Source organism: Lutibacter sp. (assembly GCF_016342705.1).
In the GTDB taxonomy this organism is placed as follows: Bacteria; Bacteroidota; Bacteroidia; order Flavobacteriales; family Flavobacteriaceae; genus Lutibacter.
This window is the reverse complement of record NZ_JAEINV010000013.1, coordinates 43,620-63,605: the sequence shown is the minus strand read 5'-3', so window position 1 is coordinate 63,605 and position 19,986 is coordinate 43,620. Positions and strand designations below refer to the sequence as shown.

General features: G+C 30.1%; 19 protein-coding genes. 12 read left to right on the top strand and 7 right to left on the bottom strand.

The window, feature by feature from the left end; translation table 11 throughout:
• Positions 1 to 24: 24 nt before the first annotated feature.
• A complete protein-coding gene (locus JEY78_RS12335) occupies positions 25 to 600 on the bottom strand; it encodes a pseudouridine synthase (RefSeq protein WP_291851721.1) in 576 nt (191 codons plus the stop codon).
• A 4-nt stretch (positions 601 to 604) separates the two neighbouring features.
• Positions 605 to 2,908, bottom strand: coding sequence for a type IA DNA topoisomerase (locus JEY78_RS12330; protein ID WP_291851718.1), 2,304 nt, complete (start codon positions 2,906 to 2,908; stop codon positions 605 to 607).
• Positions 2,909 to 3,096: 188 nt separating this feature from the next.
• Here JEY78_RS12330 and JEY78_RS12325 point away from each other — a divergent pair, with 188 nt between their 5' ends.
• From JEY78_RS12325 to JEY78_RS12315, 3 genes are all read left to right on the top strand, one after another.
• Entirely contained in the window at positions 3,097 to 4,833 is a 1,737-nt protein-coding gene (locus JEY78_RS12325) for a glycoside hydrolase family 9 protein (RefSeq protein WP_291851716.1), read from the top strand.
• Positions 4,834 to 4,971: 138 nt separating this feature from the next.
• Entirely contained in the window at positions 4,972 to 5,964 is a 993-nt protein-coding gene (gene lpxD / locus JEY78_RS12320) for a UDP-3-O-(3-hydroxymyristoyl)glucosamine N-acyltransferase (protein ID WP_291851713.1), read from the top strand.
• Positions 5,965 to 6,016: 52 nt separating this feature from the next.
• Positions 6,017 to 6,496 (top strand): hypothetical protein, encoded by a 480-nt coding sequence (locus JEY78_RS12315; RefSeq protein WP_291851710.1) that lies wholly within the window; start codon positions 6,017 to 6,019, stop codon positions 6,494 to 6,496.
• 7 nt (positions 6,497 to 6,503) lie between these two features.
• On the opposite strand, the gene JEY78_RS12310 is transcribed toward JEY78_RS12315, so the two are convergent.
• Genes JEY78_RS12310 through JEY78_RS12300 form a run of 3 tightly spaced genes read right to left on the bottom strand, consistent with a single transcriptional unit; the run spans position 6,504 to position 8,759 of the window.
• Positions 6,504 to 7,322, bottom strand: a complete 819-nt coding sequence (locus JEY78_RS12310; RefSeq protein ID WP_291851707.1) for a DUF1853 family protein — start codon at positions 7,320 to 7,322, stop codon at positions 6,504 to 6,506.
• 1 nt (position 7,323) lies between these two features.
• The gene (coaD, locus tag JEY78_RS12305; RefSeq protein ID WP_291851703.1) at positions 7,324 to 7,779 is read right to left on the bottom strand and encodes a pantetheine-phosphate adenylyltransferase; all 456 of its coding nucleotides are present in this window, start codon (positions 7,777 to 7,779) and stop codon (positions 7,324 to 7,326) included.
• Positions 7,776 to 8,759, bottom strand: a complete 984-nt coding sequence (locus JEY78_RS12300) for a D-alanine--D-alanine ligase (RefSeq protein WP_291851700.1) — start codon at positions 8,757 to 8,759, stop codon at positions 7,776 to 7,778. Before JEY78_RS12300 ends, coaD begins: the two co-directional genes overlap by 4 nt.
• 167 nt (positions 8,760 to 8,926) lie before the next feature.
• On the opposite strand from JEY78_RS12300, the gene JEY78_RS12295 reads away from it, so the two are divergent.
• The 8 genes from JEY78_RS12295 (at position 8,927) to JEY78_RS12260 (ending at position 15,900) form a co-directional block, all read left to right on the top strand.
• Positions 8,927 to 9,532: a PASTA domain-containing protein gene (locus JEY78_RS12295; RefSeq protein WP_291851697.1), complete on the top strand. Its 606-nt coding sequence runs from the start codon at positions 8,927 to 8,929 to the stop codon at positions 9,530 to 9,532.
• A gap of 4 nt (positions 9,533 to 9,536) precedes the next feature.
• Positions 9,537 to 10,574 (top strand): RluA family pseudouridine synthase, encoded by a 1,038-nt coding sequence (locus tag JEY78_RS12290; protein ID WP_291851694.1) that lies wholly within the window; start codon positions 9,537 to 9,539, stop codon positions 10,572 to 10,574.
• Positions 10,567 to 11,196 (top strand): CatA-like O-acetyltransferase, encoded by a 630-nt coding sequence (locus JEY78_RS12285; protein WP_291851690.1) that lies wholly within the window; start codon positions 10,567 to 10,569, stop codon positions 11,194 to 11,196. Before JEY78_RS12290 ends, JEY78_RS12285 begins: the two co-directional genes overlap by 8 nt.
• Positions 11,197 to 11,221: 25 nt before the next feature.
• Positions 11,222 to 11,980 carry a peroxide stress protein YaaA gene (gene yaaA, locus JEY78_RS12280; RefSeq protein WP_291851687.1) on the top strand — a complete coding sequence of 253 codons (759 nt, stop codon included), beginning with the start codon at positions 11,222 to 11,224 and terminating at the stop codon, positions 11,978 to 11,980.
• 319 nt (positions 11,981 to 12,299) lie between these two features.
• Positions 12,300 to 13,697, top strand: a complete 1,398-nt coding sequence (locus JEY78_RS12275; RefSeq protein ID WP_291851684.1) for an arginine decarboxylase — start codon at positions 12,300 to 12,302, stop codon at positions 13,695 to 13,697.
• Positions 13,690 to 14,625, top strand: a complete 936-nt coding sequence (speB, locus tag JEY78_RS12270) for an agmatinase (protein WP_291851682.1) — start codon at positions 13,690 to 13,692, stop codon at positions 14,623 to 14,625. The genes JEY78_RS12275 and speB overlap by 8 nt, the downstream gene beginning before the upstream one ends.
• Positions 14,618 to 15,592, top strand: coding sequence for a deoxyhypusine synthase family protein (locus JEY78_RS12265; protein ID WP_291851679.1), 975 nt, complete (start codon positions 14,618 to 14,620; stop codon positions 15,590 to 15,592). Before speB ends, JEY78_RS12265 begins: the two co-directional genes overlap by 8 nt.
• Positions 15,593 to 15,603: 11 nt before the next feature.
• Positions 15,604 to 15,900, top strand: coding sequence for a hypothetical protein (locus JEY78_RS12260; protein WP_291851676.1), 297 nt, complete (start codon positions 15,604 to 15,606; stop codon positions 15,898 to 15,900).
• A gap of 70 nt (positions 15,901 to 15,970) precedes the next feature.
• On the opposite strand, the gene JEY78_RS12255 is transcribed toward JEY78_RS12260, so the two are convergent.
• Both JEY78_RS12255 and JEY78_RS12250 read right to left on the bottom strand, forming a co-directional pair.
• Entirely contained in the window at positions 15,971 to 16,306 is a 336-nt protein-coding gene (locus tag JEY78_RS12255) for a DUF2853 family protein (RefSeq protein WP_291851673.1), read from the bottom strand.
• 80 nt (positions 16,307 to 16,386) lie between these two features.
• Positions 16,387 to 17,811: an L-serine ammonia-lyase gene (locus tag JEY78_RS12250; RefSeq protein ID WP_291851670.1), complete on the bottom strand. Its 1,425-nt coding sequence runs from the start codon at positions 17,809 to 17,811 to the stop codon at positions 16,387 to 16,389.
• A 219-nt stretch (positions 17,812 to 18,030) separates the two neighbouring features.
• On the opposite strand from JEY78_RS12250, the gene dnaK reads away from it, so the two are divergent.
• The gene (gene dnaK / locus JEY78_RS12245) at positions 18,031 to 19,938 is read left to right on the top strand and encodes a molecular chaperone DnaK (RefSeq protein ID WP_291851667.1); all 1,908 of its coding nucleotides are present in this window, start codon (positions 18,031 to 18,033) and stop codon (positions 19,936 to 19,938) included.
• Positions 19,939 to 19,986: the final 48 nt, after the last annotated feature.

Sequence of the window (19,986 nt, the reverse complement as noted above, 5' to 3'; positions counted from 1 at the left end):
CAATTAAATTGTTAAAAATTGCCTTTATTTTATAAAAGAAACTATCTCTTTTACTTCTCCAACTTTCATTAAATCAATAGAGTGAGAACCAATCCTAACGCGAACCAGCCGTAATGTTGGATACCCAACTGCAGCAGTCATTTTTCTAATTTGCCGAAATTTTCCTTCAGTTAAAGTAATTGAAATCCAGCTTGTTGGTCCGTGTCTGTCATCTCTAATTTTTTTTCCCCTATCAGGAAATTGAGGAGTTTTAGTTAATTTATAAACCGAGCAATTGTTGGTCATATATTTTGTTCCGTGAATACCAATTTCAACCCCATTTTGTAATTCTGTAATTGCCTCAGGTGAAATATCTCCATCAACTTGAACATAATATTCTTTTTCAAAATGGCTACTTCTAACCAATTCACTCATATTTCCATCGGTAGTTAAAAATAACAATCCTTCGGATTTTTCATCTAATCGTCCAATAGCCATTATATTTTCAGGGAAATTGTAAAACTCACCTAATAACTTTTTTTTGTGCTTACTAATATCATTATTGGCAAACTGACTTAAATATCCAAAAGGTTTAAAAATAACAAAATGTTGATGTTCCATTCAATTAATTTCCTTTTAATATTGAAAGAACTAATTCTTTAGTCAATGGTTTTTCACCAGCTTTTTTTCTGATATCATCAAAACTAAAAAGAAAATTACAACCGTTTTTATACTCGCTACAACCATACGCTGTTTTTCCTTTTAAAACCGTTCCCTTTTTACATTTTGGACACGGAATTTTATCTGATACATCCAATTTTTTTACTGTTTTTTTAGGCTCAAAAACTAAATTGTAATCATCATTAAAACGTACCAAACCTTCAACTTCTTCATTATTGCTTTTGAAACCTTTTAAGTTAACGGTACAACCTTTCTTTAAAAGTCTGATATATTGATTTTCTGATATTTTTTTGTCTAAAAAAGTGAATGGTAAAATAAATTTACAACCGTTTTTATAGTTGCTACAACCATAGGCAGATGAGCCTTTTAGCAAAGTCCCGTTATTGCATTTTGGGCATTTTTCAGCAGTTATTCCTTTTGTTTTTTTAACCTTTTTTTCTGATGAATTATTTTCATTTTTTGAAATAGTTGTAACGTGGGAAATATTAGCTCTCACAGTTTCTGACCGAACTTCGTACACCAAATTTTCAACCATACTTTTCATATTTTTTATAAAAAGTGCAGCATTAAATGTTCCTTTTTCAATTTCTTTTAATTGTTTTTCCCATAAACCGGTAAGTTCAGCTGACTTTAATAATTCATTTTGAATGGTGTCAATTAACTGAATTCCAGTACTTGTTGGGTACAATAATTTCTTTTTACGCTCAATATATTTTCTTTTAAAAAGCGTTTCAATAATGTTTGCTCTGGTTGATGGTCTTCCAATGCCATTTTCTTTCATTAACTCACGCATTTCATCATCATCTACCTGTTTACCAGCAGTTTCCATAGCTCTTAGCAATGTTGCTTCAGTATATATTTTTGGTGGACTTGTTTGTTTTTCTAAAAAAGAAGGTTCATGTGGACCTTTTTCACCTTTTACAAAATTTGGTAAAATCCCTGATTCTTTTTTTTCTGGTGAATCTGGATTTTCAAAAACAACGCGCCAACCTTTTTCTAAAATTTCTTTTCCAGTAGTTTTAAAAGTTACGTCACTTGCTTTTCCAATAACAGTGGTGTTAGATACTTTACATTCATCATAAAAAACAGCAATAAAGCGTTTTGTAATAATGTCATACACTTGTTGCTGATTGTACTGTAAGTTTGTTTGAACTCCAGTTGGAATAATTGCGTGGTGATCGGTTACTTTTTTATCATCAAAAACTTTAGATGATTTTTTTATTTTTTTACCTAAAAGAGGTTGAACTAAGTTGGAATAATTGGTTAAGTTTTTTAATATTCCCGGAACTTTTGGGTAAATATCATTTGGTAAAAATGTGGTATCAACTCTTGGATACGTAACTACTTTTTGTTCATATAATTTTTGAACAATGTTTAATGTTTCTTCTGCAGAAAATGCAAATTTATTATTGCAATACACTTGTAAACCAGTTAAATCGAAGAGTTTTGGTGCGTATTCTTTTCCTTTTGATTTGGTATTAGATACAATTTCAAATTCAGCTTCTTTTACTTTATTCGCTAAAATTTCACCATCTTCTTTTTTTAGAAATCGTCCTTCTTCGCAGTTGAAAATTGTTTCTCTATACAAAGTTTGTAATTCCCAAAACGGTTGAGGTACAAAATTTTCAATTTCTTTAAATCTGTTCACCACCATTGCCAATGTTGGCGTTTGAACTCTTCCAACAGACAAAACTTGTTTATAACCTCCGTGTTTTACGGTGTACAATCTGGTAGCGTTCATTCCCAGTAACCAATCTCCAATGGCACGTGAAAATCCGGCATAAAATAAATTATCGTAGTTTTTGGATGGTTTTAAATTTTCAAATCCTTCTTTTATTGCTTCTGTTGTAAGTGAAGAAATCCACAAACGTTTAACTTCACCTTTATAATTTGCTTGGTTTATCACCCAACGCTGAATTAATTCTCCTTCTTGGCCGGCATCACCACAATTTATAATTTCTGTAGCCTTATCAAATAAACTTTTTACAATTTTAAATTGCTTTTGTATTCCAGAATTGGCAACAACCTTGGTTTCAAATTTTTCAGGAAGCATTGGTAAATTATTCAAATCCCAACTTTTCCAATGTGGTTTGTAATCGTTTGGTTCAAAAAGTGTGCATAAATGGCCAAAAGTATAAGTTACAGCATATCCGTTTCCTTCAAAATAACCATCTCTTTTAGTTGTTGCTCCTAATACGGAAGCAATCTCACGAGCTACACTTGGTTTTTCGGCAATACAAACTTTCATTTTTTTTCTTTTTAGAAGCGTTGCAAAATACTAAAATTTGATTGATTTTAAGCAATAATAGAAGTCTAAAAAAAGGATACTGAAATTAAATTATAGTAACTTTTTTAGTTTTATAATATGACAAAATAGTATTAATTAAATTTTCCTATGAATTGTATTTTTGAAGTAGTTAACAAAATTATTTTATAATGAATAAGGAAATATTAGAATTTTCAAAAGTAAATATAAATAAACATTTAAATTTATTAATACTGTTAATGTGTATTTCATTGGTGTCGTGCAATTCAAAAAAAGCAGAACCAGAGTTTAGTGATGCGATTAGGATAAATCAAATTGGATTTTACCCAAATTCAGTAAAGCAATTTGTTGTTGCAGATGTTCAAGTTGAAACTTTTGCTGTTGTAAATGAGAAAGATGAAGTTGTTTATACTGGAAAATTGATAAATAAGGGAATTTGGAATATTTCTGGAGAACAGGTTTTTTTAGGAGATTTTAGTTCAGTTATTTCTGAAGGAAAATATTATATTTTGATAGATAATAAATTAAAATCATATTCATTTCAAATAAAAAAAGAAATTTATACAGATGCCTTAAATGCGGCAATAAAAAGTTTTTATTTTCAAAGAGCATCTATGCCAATTGAGGAACAATATGGCGGGGTTTATAGCCGAAAAGCTGGAATGTTAGATGATAATTGTTTATTTCACCCTTCATCTGGACATTCTGTAGGTAGTTTAAATTCTCCAGGTGGATGGTTTGATGCTGGTGATTATGGGAAATATGTTGTAAACGCTAGCTTTTCCGTTGGTCAAATGCTTCATTTGGTAGAAGAATACCCTAATTTAATTGCAGACGGACAATTAAATATTCCAGAAAGTGGAAATGGAGAAAGTGATTTAATGAATGAGTTAAAATATGAATTAAACTGGATTTTGACAATGCAAGACACCGATGGAGGTGTATATCATAAATTAACAGCAAAAAATTTCAGTGGTTTTATTATGCCTGAAGCTTATAATTTACAGCGGATGATTATTGGAAAAGGAACGGCTGCAACACTTAATTTTGCTGCTGTTTTGGCACAAGCCGTAAGATTGGAATCCGCAAAAAATCCTGAATGGTCACAAAAAGCTTTGATTGCTGCTGAAAAAGCTTGGGAATGGGCTGTAAAAAATCCAAAATTAGCATATAAAAATCCTGAGGATGTTGTTACAGGTCCTTATGATGATATATTATTTTCAGATGATTTTTATTGGGCAGCAACAGAATTATATTTGACAACAAGAAATGAAATTTATTTAAATTATTTACTAGAAAATAAGGAAGAATATATTCATCAATTAACTAATAGTTGGAAATTTTTTGTTAGAAATAATGCATTTCATTCGTTGATAGAAAATAAAGAAAATTTAAATGAAGAGTTAAAATTATATGTAACTAAAGGTCAAATTAAATTAGCCGATGAAATATTAGAAAAAATATCAAAAAATCCATATAAAATTGCCTTAGAAACATTTGAATGGGGATCAAATAGCGATATTTTAAATCAGGCAATGATTCTTTGTTTTGCTCATAAATTATCTAATGACGAAAAGTATTTAATTGGTGCTGAGCAAATAAACGATTATATTTTTGGTAAAAATGCCACTAGATATAGCTTTTTAACTGGGTATGGTTCAAAACAAGTAAAGTTTCCACATCATAGAATAAGTGGAGCAGATGGTGTTGAAAACCCAATACCTGGATTTATTGTTGGCGGTCCAAATAAAGATAAACAAGATAGTAATGAAGTTAAATACCTTTCAAGTTTTCCAGCAAAAGCATATGTAGATGTAGAAGCTAGCTATGCATCAAATGAAGTTTGCCTAAATTGGAATGCTCCTGCTATATATGTTTTAGGTTATTTACAACAGCATAGAAAATAGTAAATTCTATAGTTTTCATTTATTTTTTAGGAATACAAACTTTCATTTCAATTTTAATTACATTAATTAATTTAAAGTAATATATTTATCAAAAGTAAATAAGCTTCTCATAAAATTAATGAGGTTAAAAATTAAAGAATGATATCATATTCAATTGAAGAAATAAATAGCCTATTAAATGGGGAACTTATTGGTTTTACTGATGTAAAAATTGAAGGGCCAGAAGAAATTAGGAAAGCGAAAAACAATCAAATCAGTTTAATTGGGAGTCAGAAATATTGTAAGTTTTGGGAGAGTTCAAATGCTTGTGCAGCTATAATTAGCGATAAAATAGATTTGCAACCTGGCGAAAATAAAGCGTTTATAAAAGTTAAAAATGCTGATTTGGCTATGGCAAAATTACTGGAAGCTTTTAGTCCGCCAATGCCTGAGTTAGAAGAAGAAATTCATCCAAATGCAGTAATTCATTTAACTGCAGTTATAGGAAAAGGTTGTAAAATTGGTGCAAATTGTTATGTTGGAAAAAATGTAGTTATTGGCGATAGCGTACTAATTTACCCAAATGTCACCATTTTTGATGATTCAACCATTGGAAATAATACCGTAATTTGGTCAGGTACCGTAATTAGAGAAAGAAGTATTATTGGGAGCCATTGTATTTTTCATTTAAATGTAAGTATTGGAGCCGATGGTTTTGGGTATAGACCAAGTGATGACGGAAGAGGTTTGGTGAAAATTCCACAAATAGGAAACGTAATTATTGGAAATTATGTTGAAATTGGGGCCAATACAACGGTAGATCGTGCTAAATTTAGTTCAACAATTATTGGAGATGGTTGCAAAATTGATAATTTAGTTCAAATTGCGCATAATTGCGTGTTAGGTCGTTCTTGTATTATGGCAGGAAGCAGTGGTTTAGCAGGTTCTGTAACTTTGGGCGATGGCGTAATTATTGGCGGAAGCGCCTCCATAAAAGATCACGTAACTATTGGGTCTGGAGCTGTTATTGGTGGAGGATCAGGAGTTATGGGAGATATTGAGGCTGGAAAATCGGTATTAGGATATCCAGCAGCAGATTCAAGAGATATGCTTAGGCAATGGTCTGCGTTAAGAAATTTAATAAAAAAGTAAACAATTAATAATAATTTATAAAGTAAATTTACTTTATAAAAAGTAGAATAAAATGAAAAAAGCTTTAAAGGAAATAAAACCTGGTTATGGGTTGGGAAATTTAAAATTTGGAATGACAAGAGCCGAAGCAAAATTAATGCTTGGAGAACCCTCTTTTATTGATAAATATTCTCATTCAGATTCTGCAGAAGATTTAACGGAATCATGGGAATATGAAGATTTAGGTTTGTCAATTAGTTTTGATGAAGAAGAAAAATGGAAGTTAATTATGATTTCTGTGACTTCAGATTTTTATGAATTAAATGGTGTTTCACTTATTGGTTTAAAAGAAAAAGAGCTTTTAAAGAAATTAGAAACAATGAACCTAGGAGAATTAGATTTAGAAGATTGTTCCGATTTAGGAAGTGATGAACAAAAAGTAATTGAAGTTGAAGAAAAATCCATTAATTTTTGGTTGATTGATGATACTTTAGATGAAATTCAATGGTCGCCTTTTTTTATAGATGATGATACTATTGATTGGCCTAAATAACAAGTAGTTACCACCAAACAATAAAGAATTTTTGAACTTCTCCATTTGGTTGTTTTATCCAACACAGTGGAGAAGTTTTTTGTTCAATAGTAATTTTAACTTTTGAATTAAATTGTTGAAATGTTAACCAGTTTACTTGAGTTTGAATTTCTTGTAACCAGTTTATTTTTGATGGAATGTAAAATTTACATTTGGAAAACAGTTGTAGATCATTAAAAGAAATATAAAAACCTTTTACACAATCTGAATTTACCTGTTTTAGTTTTGCTGTTTTACCATTGTAGGGTAAAAATAGTTGCGCTTTAAAAAGTACTTTTTGTTCAATTTCAGTAACTTCTAAACTTAATTTATTCAATAAGTTTTGTGTGTTGGTATTATAAAGAAGTGGCAATTGTTTTTGTTGCAATTTTTGTAACTTTTGCAATAAACTATCTTTTTTATTAGGGCCAATAAAGTGCTCAATTTCTGTTTCTCCAATAGTTTCATCATATAAATAAAACTTGTAAACTACTTCTAAATGAATTGGTGTTTGGTTTTCTTTTAGCAGAAAATCAATTTCGCCAACGGTTATTTTTTCTTGTTGAATTTGAATAGTCTCCGCTAAAATTGAAATAGTAGTATCTTGTTTCAGTTGATGTGCAACAAAACGTTCTACGCGTTTTCCAAGTCGTAAATATTTTGGAAGTTCACCTTCAAAAGTTGTTGTTGAAGTAATTTTTAAATCAAATTGTTGTAATTCAAAAATAGTTGCATTTTTCCAAAGTGAAGGCGTTTTGCAAAATCCTTCAAATTGTAATTGAATATTTTTTGAGTCTAAGTCTAACAAATTATTTTTTTAAAACACTATCGGGTACAAAACCAGTAGCATCGCCACCATTTCTTATAATATCTCGTACAATACTTGAACTTATAAATGAAGTATTTGCAGAAGTTAGCAAAAACACAGTTTCAATATTAGATAATTTTCTATTGGTTTGCGCAATGGCTTTCTCAAACTCAAAATCTGCGGGATTTCTTAAACCTCTTAAAATAAAATCGACATTTATTTTTTTACAAAAATCAATAGTTAAACCCGTATAAGTTTCAACAGTAATTTTTGGTTCGTTGGCATAATTTTCTTTAATAAACCGAATCCTGTCTTCTAAAGAAAACATATACGATTTATCTGAATTTATACCAATTGCAATAATTATTTCATCAAATAAAGGTAAGGCTCTGTTTATAATATCAACGTGTCCTAAAGTAATTGGATCAAACGATCCTGGGAAAATTGCGCATCTCATATTTCGTTTTTTAATGCCATTTCAATAGCGTTATCAAAAAGTTCTGGCAAAGTTATACCTGCGGCGGCAGCTTGTTGTGGAATTATACTTGCAGAAGTTAATCCAGGAACTGTATTCATTTCTAAAAAATGAGGTTCGTTATTTACAATAATATATTCGCTTCTAGAAAAACCGCTCATATTTAATATTTCGTATACTTTTTTGGCAGTTTTTTCTAATTTTTTGTGCAATTCATCGGAGATTCTTGCAGGCGTAATTTCTTGAGATTTCCCTAAATATTTGGCTTCGTAATCAAAAAAGTCATTTTCAGAAACAATTTCTGTCATTGGCAATACTTTTGTTTCACCTTTATATTGAATAACTCCAATAGTAATTTCGGGTCCATCTAAAAAGGCTTCAATTAAAATTTGTGAATCTTCTTTAAATGCTTTTTCAATTGCTGGTAAAATTTCTTCTTTAGTTTTTGCTTTAGAAATTCCAAAACTTGAGCCAGCGTTATTTGGTTTTACAAAACAAGGTAAGCCAACTTTGGCAATAATTTCATCAACATTTATAGTATTTCCTTTATCTAAATAATATGAAGTTGCTGTTTTTATGCCATATTGTTTTACAACACTTAAACAATCTCTTTTGTTAAAAGTTAATGCCATTTGGTAAAATGGAGCTGAAGTTTGTTTTAAGCCAATTAAATTAAAATAAGCTAAAATGGTTCCATCTTCACCCGGATTTCCATGAATTGCATTAAAAACACAATCAAATTTTATTTTTTCACCATTTAATTCAAAAGAAAAATCGTGTTTATTAATGGGGAATTCATTGTTTAAATGGTCTAAAGCAATCCATTTATTCTTAAGTATATGAACCCTATAAGAAATGTATTTTTCTTTAGGTAAATTTTCATAAACAACATTTCCACTCTTTAAAGAAATTTCTACTTCAGAAGAGTAGCCACCCATTATTATGGCAATATTTTTTTTCATTTTCAGTTATGTTCTATAAAATACAAACTTACTATTAAAAGTTGAAAGTTTGAAAGTTTTTTAAAATGGCAAATAGCGAAATGCTATTAAAACTAATTCATAATTCAACGATAAAATATTTAAACAATTCAAAAAAAAGTATCTTTGCCTAAAAATAAAACTATAAAATGAGTGTCATTCAATTTATTAAATCAAAAACTTTTTTAAAACAGCTAATTTTAGCGCTTGTTGCTTTTTTGATTTTCGCAGTTGCGGTTGTACAATGGTTAAAGTTTTCAACTAACCATAACCAAAAAATAGAAGTTCCAAATTTAGAAAAAATGAGTTTGAACGAAGCTGAAATTGTGTTGCAAAATATTGATTTAAACTTAGAAGTTATAGATTCTGCGAGTTTTAACCCAGAGTATCCAGCAAAATCTGTAATTGAACAAAGCCCAGAAGCTGGACAGTTTGTAAAAGAAAATAGAAAAATATATTTAACTTTAAACCCATCAAGATATCCAAATATTGAAATGCCAGATCTTTACGGAAAAACAAAAAGACAGGCGTTATCACAATTATTAGCCATCGGTTTTAGAGTAGATACTTCTGCAGTTTATGTAAAAGACATAGCCAAAGATGTGGTGCGTGGTTTATTATTAAATGGAAATTTAATTAAAACAGGTGATAAAATTCCAAAAAATTCAATGATTAAATTAAAATTGGGTGATGGAAATGAAGGTGAATTCCAAACAGAAAACTCAGAAGAAGATTCTGAAGAAATAGCATTTTAAATTGATGAATGATACAGAAGAATTAGTTGATCAGGAAGAATTTTACGAACATTTTAAATATGTTGCAAATGTTGGGCAAGAGCCTTTACGTGTAGATAAATTTTTAATGAATTTTATTGAAAATGCAACCAGAAATAAAGTACAACAAGCGGCAAGAGCCGGAAACGTTTTAGTAAACGATATTCCTGTAAAACCTAATTATAAAGTAAAGCCCAAAGATGTTGTTAGAGTTGTTTTAGCGCATCCGCCACACGAAAATTTATTAGTTGCTGAAGATATTCCTTTAGATATTATTTTTGAAGATAACGATGTAATTGTTGTAAATAAACCACCCGGAATGGTTGTGCATCCTGGTCATGGAAATTACAGCGGAACTTTGGTAAATGGTTTAATTCATCATATTGAAAATTTACCAACCAATTCTAACGAAAGACCTGGTTTGGTGCACAGAATTGATAAAGATACAAGTGGATTGTTAGTTGTTGCCAAAACAGAATTTGCGATGGCGCATTTATCAAAACAATTTTTTGATAGAACTACCGAACGTTTGTATTATGCGTTGGTGTGGGGAAATATAGATGAAGATGAAGGTAGAATTGAAGGTCATATTGGACGAAGTTTAAAAAATCGTTTACAAATGGATGTTTTTCCTGATGGCGAATTCGGGAAAGCTGCAATAACGCATTTTAAAGTAATTGAGCGTTTTAACTATGTAACGCTTGTGCAATGTAAATTAGAAACCGGTAGAACGCATCAAATTAGAGCGCATTTTAAACATATTGGACATACACTTTTTAATGATGAACGATATGGTGGAAATGCCATTTTAAAAGGAACCACCTTTACAAAATACAAACAATTTGTAGAAAACTGTTTTAAAGTTTTGCCAAGACAAGCTTTACACGCAAAAACATTAGGATTTGAACATCCAACTACCAAAGAATTTTTAAGGTTTAATTCTGAAATTCCGCAAGATATGGTAGATTGTTTAGAGAAATGGAGAACGTATACAATTAATCAACCAGATGACCATAATGCATAAATTTGATGTTGAAAATTGGATTAGAAAACCGCAGTATGATTTTTTTAAAAGCTACGAAGATCCATTTTTTAATATTACAGCAACTATTGAAGTAAGCAATTTATACACTTACTGTAAAAAACATAATTTATCATTCTCATTAGCGTGTATATATATTGCACTTAAATGCATGAATGAAATTCAGGAATTTAAATTGCGTATTTTTAATGAAGAAGTTTATTTGTTTGATACTGTTAATATTGGTTCAACCATATTAAATGATAACAAAACTTTTTCATTTTGTTATTTTGAAAACAAATCATCCATTTTTGAATTTGATACCCAAGGAAAAAAGGTAATAGAAAATCATAAAAAAGGAATGATTTTTGAACCAAAAGAAGAATTATTTGGTATCATACATTGCTCAACATTACCTTGGATTTCTTTTACAGGAATTAAACATGCTAGAAAAGGAGATGAAGCAGGGAACGGAATTCCAAAAATAATATTTGGAAAAGTATTTGTAGAAAATGAAACAAAAAAAATACCATTTTCAGTAGAAGTAAATCACGCATTAATGGATGGTTATCATGCAGCGTTATTATTTGAAAAAATGCAAGCTTTTATAAATGAATTAAGTTAATTTTAAAGTTGAAAAAGAAATTAAAATGAAAATAGTTATATCACCTGCAAAATCATTAGATTTTGAAACTCAACTTCCTATAAATAAATATACACAAGGTCTTTTTTTAGAAGAAGCAGCTAAAATAAATAGTGTATTAAAAAGTAAATCGCCTAAAAAGTTAAGTGAATTAATGAGTATTTCTTCAAATTTAGGAGAATTAAATTGGCAGCGAAATCAAGATTGGCAATTGCCTTTTACATTAGAAAATGCACGTCAAGCAATTTATGCTTTTAAAGGCGATGTTTATATTGGTTTGGATGCATATACATTAAATGAAGAAAAAATAAATCAACTTCAAAATAAGTTAAGAATATTATCTGGTCAATATGGTTTATTAAAGCCGTTAGATTTAATGCAGCCATATAGATTGGAAATGGGAACAAAACTAAAAATTGGTGTAAAAAAAGATTTGTATCAGTTTTGGGATAAAAAAATAACAAATGAGCTTAATGCAGAGTTGTCTGATAATGAGGTTTTTATTAACTTAGCAAGTAATGAATATTTTAAAGTGATTAAACCTACATTATTAAAAGCAAAAGTAATTACTCCAGTCTTTAAAGATTATAAAGATGGAAAACTTAAAATAATTAGTTTTTTTTCTAAAAAGGCCAGAGGTTTAATGGTCAGGTATATTATTGACAATTCAATTGAAAAAATTGAAGATTTGAAAGGATTTAATAGCGAAGGATACGCTTTCGATTCAAATTTATCTTCGGAAAACCAGTTAGTTTTTACAAGATAAATACATATTTTTTTCAATTTGTATTGATTTTTTATATATGTTTGCCTCGTGTTTTTGTAAACATTTTAAGAGTATAAACGTGAAAAATTCAACTTATTGATTTTCAGTTTTTTAAAAGGAATTTAATAATATATAACAACGAAGATTAAAAGATTTAATGACTTCTTTTAACTACATTTTAAAGTTATACAGCCCGTTAAAAGCTGTAAGGTTTAAAAAAACTTATTTGGTGATAAGAGTGTAGGTAGAACCTTGCTGTAAAGAACTTAATAAAAGCCATAATTGGTTGCGTTATTAAATGTTAAATTAAAACAACTAAATGAATACAAAATATATTGATTTAATAAATCAAACTTTCGATTTTCCTCAAGAAGAATTTAAAATAGATTCCAACAAAAATTTACATTTTCATGATATTGATACCATGAAGTTGGCAGAAGAATTTGGAACCCCATTAAAATTTACATACTTACCAAAAATTAGTGAGAATATTCAAAATGCTAAATCAATGTTTGAAAAAGCAATGAAAAAGCATAAATATAAAGCTAAATATAACTACTGTTATTGCACAAAAAGTTCTCATTTTAAACACATTTTAGATGAGGCCTTAAAAAATGATATACATATTGAAACTTCTTCGGCAGTTGATATTGATATTATTGAAAATCTTAAAAGAGATGGTAAAATTACCGATAAAAACTATATTATTTGTAATGGTTTTAAACGGGAAGAATACGTTACTAAAATTCAAAATCTAATTAATAGTGGACATAAAAATTGCATTCCAATTATTGATAATTATGAGGAAATTGGTTTACTAACTGAAGGTGTAAAGAAAAAAATTAATATTGGAATTAGGATAGCATCTGAAGAAGAGCCAAAATTTGAGTTTTATACATCACGTCTTGGAATTGGTTATAAAAACATTGTAGACTTTTACAGACGAGAAGTAAAAGATAATCATAAGGTAAACCTTAAAATGTTGCATTTCTTCATTAATACAGGTATTAAAGATAATGCCTATTATTGGAATGAATTAAGTAAATGCATGAAAGTTTACATTAGTTTAAAACGTATTTGCCCATCATTAGACAGTTTAAATATAGGTGGTGGTTTTCCAATAAAAAACTCGTTAGGCTTTAATTACGATTATGACTATATGGTGGATGAAATTATATGCCAAATTAAAGATGCTTGTGAAGATGCTGAAGTGCAAGTGCCACATATTTTTACTGAGTTTGGTAGTTATACTGTAGGTGAAAGTGGAGGTGCAATTTATAAAGTATTATATCAAAAGAAACAAAACGATAGAGAACGATGGAATATGATAAATTCTTCGTTTATTACAACATTACCAGATAGTTGGGCTATAAATAAACGATTTATTTTATTACCTTTAAATCGTTGGAATGATGTTTATGAAAGAGTTCTATTAGGAGGTTTAACCTGTGATAGTGATGATTATTACAACTCCGAACAACATATAAATGCTATTTATTTACCAGCATACAAAGAAGAAAAACCATTGTATTTAGGCTTTTTTAATACGGGTGCATATCAAGAATCAATAGGAGGTTATGGAGGTTTACAACACTGTTTAATTCCACAACCAAAACATGTGATTATATCAAAGAATAACGAAGGAAAACTAGAATATAAAGTATTTAAAGAAAAACAAACAGCAAGCGACTTTTTAAAGATATTAGGTTATGAATAAAAGAACTTACGCAGGAATACCTGAAAAATATGCTAAAATTGATACTTCTAAAGTAGTATTAATTCCTGTTCCTTTTGATGGAACAGTAAATTGGGAAAAAGGAGCAGTGAATGGTCCAAAAGCCTTTTTAGATGCTTCAGAAAATATGGAATTGTATGACATAGAAACTGATTCTGAAGTTTATAAAAGCGGTATATTTTTAGCAGATGATGTTATTGAAACTGCTACTGCAGAAAAAATGGTTAGATCTGTTCATGCAACTACCAAAGAATATATCAGAAAAAACAAATTTGTAACACTTGTTGGCGGTGAACACTCTGTTTCAATTGGTTCAATAAGAGCATTTAATGAATGTTTTGATAATTTAACAGTTGTTCATATTGGCGCACACGCAAATGTAAGAGCAGAATTTGACGGATCAAGCTATAATAATGCTTGTGCACTTTCAGATGCTAGTCAAACAACAAATTTAATTCAAATTGGTATTCGTAGTATGGATGCTATTGAAAAAACTATTGTTGATGAAGACAAAACTTTTTATGCTCATGAAATGGTAAGTGATGACTATTGGATGGAAAATGCGATTGATTTAATGACAAACAATGTGTTTTTGTCATTTAACTTGAACGCATTAGATATGTCTTTAGTTAGATCTACAAGTTATCCAGAACCAGGAGGTTTATTCTGGTATGAAACATTAGAATTTCTTAAAAAATTATTTAAAGAAAAAAATGTTGTTGGTCTAGATTTAACAGATCTTTGCCCAAATGAAAATGATAAAGCTTCTAGTTATTTAGCTTCAAAACTTTACTACAAAATGTTAAGTTATAAGTTTGATAATGCAGATGAAGATGATTATGAAAACGAAAGTGGTTTTTCAGAGCCAAATAATAAAACATCAAAATTCCAAGACGAAGATTATGAGTAAAAAAGGAGCAATTTCCCAATTTATTGAAAAATACTATTTACATTTTAACTCCGCAACAGTTGTTGATGCAGCAAAAGAGTATGAAAATCAATTAGCATCAGGTAAAAAAATGTTGGTTTCATTAGCTGGAGCCATGAGTACTGCTGAATTAGGAAAAATATTTGCAGAAATTATCAGACAAGATAAAGTTCAAATCATATCATGTACAGGAGCAAATCTTGAAGAAGACATTATGAATTTGGTTGCACATTCTCACTACAAAAGAGTTCCAAATTATAGAGACTTAACTCCAAAAGAAGAATGGGATTTATTAGAAAAAGGTTTAAATAGAGTTACAGATACTTGTATTCCAGAAGAAGAAGCATTCCGACGATTACAAGAACATATTTATAAAATTTGGAAAGATGCAGAGGATAAAGGTGAGCGTTACTTTCCACATGAATTTATGTATAAATTATTGCTTTCAGGAGTTTTAGATCAATATCATGAAATTGATCCAAAAAACAGCTGGATGATTGCTGCTGCAGAAGCTAATTTACCAATGGTTGTTCCAGGATGGGAAGATAGTACAATGGGTAATATATTTGCTTCTTATGTTTTAAAAGGAGAATTAAAAGCTAGTACTATGAAATCTGGAATTGAATATATGACATTCTTAGCAGATTGGTACACAGCTAATTCTAAAGAAGGAATTGGATTTTTTCAAATAGGAGGAGGTATTGCTGGAGATTTTCCAATATGCGTAGTGCCAATGTTGTATCAAGATATGGAAAGAACTGACACGCCATTTTGGAGTTATTTCTGCCAAATATCAGATTCAACAACAAGTTACGGTTCATATTCAGGAGCGGTTCCAAATGAAAAAATAACTTGGGGTAAATTAGATATTGATACTCCAAAATATATAATTGAAAGTGACGCTACAATTGTTGCGCCATTAATTTTCGCCTATTTATTAAATATGTAATTGAAGTTTAAATGAAAAGAGTTATTGTAGATTATAGTAAATTAACTGAAGATATTCTTAATATGTTGGTTGATAAATATCCGAATGGATATGGTTATAAAGATATTATTACTTTTAAAAATGCGCAGGGTGAAACCGTGAGAGCAGTAGAAGTAAGTACTGAAGATACTATGTATTTAGTAAAAATAAGTCTTAAATTGGAAGAAACAATGGAAGATTATGATGCAGATGAAGATAACTTTGATGATGTATATGATTCTGATGGAGATTTAGATGAAATTCCAGATGAAGACACTGAGGAAGATTAATTAGAAAAAATATAGAAAACAAAAAAGCCACAAATTATTGTGGCTTTTTTATTTTGTACTAAAAATCTAATTAATATTTAGATTCTTGTTTAAGTTCTTTAACTAATAAATAATAAACAATAGCTCTGTATTTATTTCTGTTAGATTTTCCAACCTTTTCAATAACTGCATCAATTGCGCTATCTAATTTAGGTCCATCAGTTAAACCAAGTTTTTTAATTAAGAAATTATTCTTAACAGTTGCTAATTCTTTTTTATCAGATCCTGAAACAGTTTCAGCGTCAGCTTTATAAATTGAAGGTCCCAATCCTTTAGTAACCTTTGTTAATAAATCAGCGTCAAATTTTAGACCTAATTTGTTCATTTCACTTTGATATAGTGCTATTTTTTCATCGAATTTACTCATGAGTAACGAATTTTTTTTTATTAATAATAGAGTTCAATGTATCAAATATAAAGAATAATATTTGTATATATAAATTTATTTTAACAATCAGATAGATTTACACCAACAGCTAATCCACCTTCCGAGGTTTCTTTATACTTGTTGTTCATATCTTTAGCAGTTTCCCACATACTAGAGATAACCATATCTAACGGTACTTTAGCATTTAAATAATTACTTTCTAAAGCTAATTCTGCAGCATTAATTGCTTTTATAGCTCCCATTGCATTACGCTCAATACAAGGTACTTGAACCAAGCCCCCAATTGGATCACAAGTCATACCTAAGTGGTGCTCCATAGCAATTTCACTAGCCATTAAAACTTGCTCTGGTGTTCCTCCTAATAATTCCGTTAGGGCTCCAGCAGCCATTGCCGATGACACGCCAATTTCTGCCTGACATCCGCCCATTGCCGCTGAAATAGTAGCTCCTTTTTTAAAAATGCTTCCAATTTCGCCAGCTACTAACAAAAATTGTTTTATATCTGTAAAACTAGCTTCGTGATTTTCCAATACCATATAATACATTAAAACTGCCGGAATTACACCTGCACTTCCATTGGTTGGAGCAGTTACAACTCTGCCTAAAGATGCATTTACTTCATTTACACTTAGAGCAAAACAACTCACCCATTTTAAGATTTCTCGAAACTTTACTTCAGTTTTTCGGATAGTATTTAACCATTCTTTAGGTGAATTATATTCTAACTCACCTTTTAATTTTTTGTGCATGTCAAAAGCTCTACGTCGAACGTTTAACCCGCCAGGTAAAGTTCCTTCTGTATGGCAACCAATATACATGCATTCTAACATTGTATCCCAAATTCGTTTAATTTCAATATCAATTCCGGTATCTGTTCTGAGAGATCTTTCGTTTTCTAAAACAATTTCCGAAATTTTAAGTTTGGTTTCTTTACAATAGTTTTCCAGTTCTTTTGCTTTTTGTATCGGATAAGGAAAGGTTTTATGAATTTCTCTATTTTCTTTAGCATGAATTAATTCTTCCCGAACTACAAATCCTCCACCAATTGAATAATATGTGTCATTTGAAATTTCTATATTATTTTTAAAAGCAGTAAACTTTATGGCATTTGCATGAAAAGGAAGAAACTCTCTATTAAATATAATTGATGTTGAAGAATTGAAATCTATAAAATACCTATTTCCAAACTTAATTTTGTGTAAGTTTTTTACGTTGTCTACTAAAGGTTGAATTTCAGTAACGGATATATACTCTGGGTCTTGTCCGGCCAAACCTAAAATAACAGCCAAATCTGTAGCATGACCTCTTCCTGTTAATGACAATGAGCCATATAAATTAACTTTAATTGCTGTAATTCCTTCAAAATTATTTTCTTTTTTAAGATGATTTATCCAACGTTCAGCCGCACGCCAAGGTCCTAAAGTGTGTGAACTTGAAGGACCTATACCAATCTTTAACATATCAAAAATAGAAATACACTCCATTATACTCTTAATTATTTTTAGATTGTAAATATATGTTTTTGAAAAAATATTTTTCTTAAAATCATGAATTTATTAAAATATTATAATTTGAAAATTTGTCAAAAAAAATGAATAAAAAATATTTTTATGACAACTTGACATAAAAAGTTAAATGGCATAATCATTGTCTAATTCAATATGTAAGTTTAAAAAAAATTAAGAACAAAAAAATATACTATTATGGGTAAAATTATAGGAATAGATTTAGGAACTACAAACTCGTGTGTTTCTGTAATGGAAGGGAACGAACCGGTGGTAATTCCTAATGCAGAAGGAAAAAGAACAACACCTTCTATTGTTGCATTTATTGAAGGTGGCGAAAGAAAAGTAGGTGACCCTGCTAAACGTCAAGCCGTTACAAATCCATTAAAAACAATATATTCAATAAAACGTTTTATGGGGAACAAATATTCTGAGTCTAAAATGGAAGCGGACCGTATACCTTATAAAGTTGTAAAAGGTGATAATGATACACCTCGTGTTGATATTGACGGAAGATTATACACTCCTCAAGAAATTTCAGCAATGATTCTTCAAAAAATGAAGAAAACTGCAGAAGATTATTTAGGAACTGAAGTAACAGAAGCTGTTGTAACTGTACCAGCTTATTTTAATGATGCACAACGTCAAGCAACTAAAGAAGCTGGTGAAATTGCAGGTTTAAAAGTAAGTCGTATTATAAATGAGCCAACTGCAGCTGCTTTGGCTTATGGAATGGATAAAAAAGGAGTTGATCAAAAAATAGTTGTTTTTGACTTTGGTGGTGGAACACATGATGTTTCTATATTAGAGTTGGGAGATGGTGTTTTTGAAGTGTTATCAACAGATGGAGATACACACCTGGGTGGTGATGACGTGGATCAAAAAATTATTGATTGGTTAGCTGATGAGTTTAAAGCTGAAGAAAACATGGATTTACGTAAAGATCCTATGGCTTTACAACGTTTAAAAGAAGCTGCTGAAAAAGCGAAGATTGAATTGTCATCTTCAGCAACAACTGAAATTAACTTGCCTTATATTACGGCAACTGCTTCAGGACCAAAACATTTAGTACGTAGTTTAACGAAAGCTAAGTTTGAACAATTAATTGATGATTTAATAAAAAGAACTATTGAGCCTTGTAAAACTGCATTAAAAGGTGCTGGTTTAACAACTGGAGATATTGATGAAGTCATCTTAGTTGGTGGTTCAACTCGTATTCCTGCAGTAGTTGAAGCTGTTGAAAAATTCTTTGGAAAAGTACCTTCAAAAGGTGTAAATCCAGATGAGGTTGTTGCAATTGGAGCAGCTATTCAAGGTGGAGTTTTAACCGGTGATGTTAAGGATGTATTGTTATTAGATGTTACACCGTTATCTTTAGGAATTGAAACTATGGGTAATGTTATGACTAAGCTAATTGAGGCTAATACTACAATTCCAACTAAAAAGTCACAAGTATTCTCAACGGCAGCGGATAATCAACCATCAGTAGAAATTCATGTATTACAAGGTGAACGTGCAATGGCAGCTGATAACAAAACAATTGGTCGTTTCCATTTAGATGGTATTCCACCAGCACAAAGAGGAACTCCACAAATTGAAGTTACCTTTGATATTGATGCTAACGGAATTATTCATGTAACTGCAGGAGATAAAGCTACAGGTAAAACGCAAGATATTAGAATTGAAGCTTCTTCTGGTTTAACTGAAGATGAAATCAAAAAAATGAAAGCAGATGCAGAAGCAAATGCTGATTTAGATAAAAAAGCAAAAGAAACTGCTGAGAAAATTAATGGAGCTGATTCTATGATTTTCCAAACAGAAAAACAATTGAAAGAATTTGGTGAAAAATTATCAGCTGATAAAAAAGATCCAATTGAAGCAGCACTTGCTGAATTGAAAAAAGCGCATGAATCTAAAGATATTGCACAAATTGATGCTGCAATGGAAAAGATAAATGAAGCTTGGAAAGTTGCAAGTGAGGAAATGTACAAAGCAGAACAAGAAGCGCAACCTCAAGGTGCACCAACTGGAGATGCAGGTAATGCAAATCCTAAAAAAGAAGGTGACAATGTTGAAGATGTAGACTTTGAAGAAGTAAAAGAATAATAATATTCTAAATACATAAAAAAACGCACCCAATTTGGGTGCGTTTTT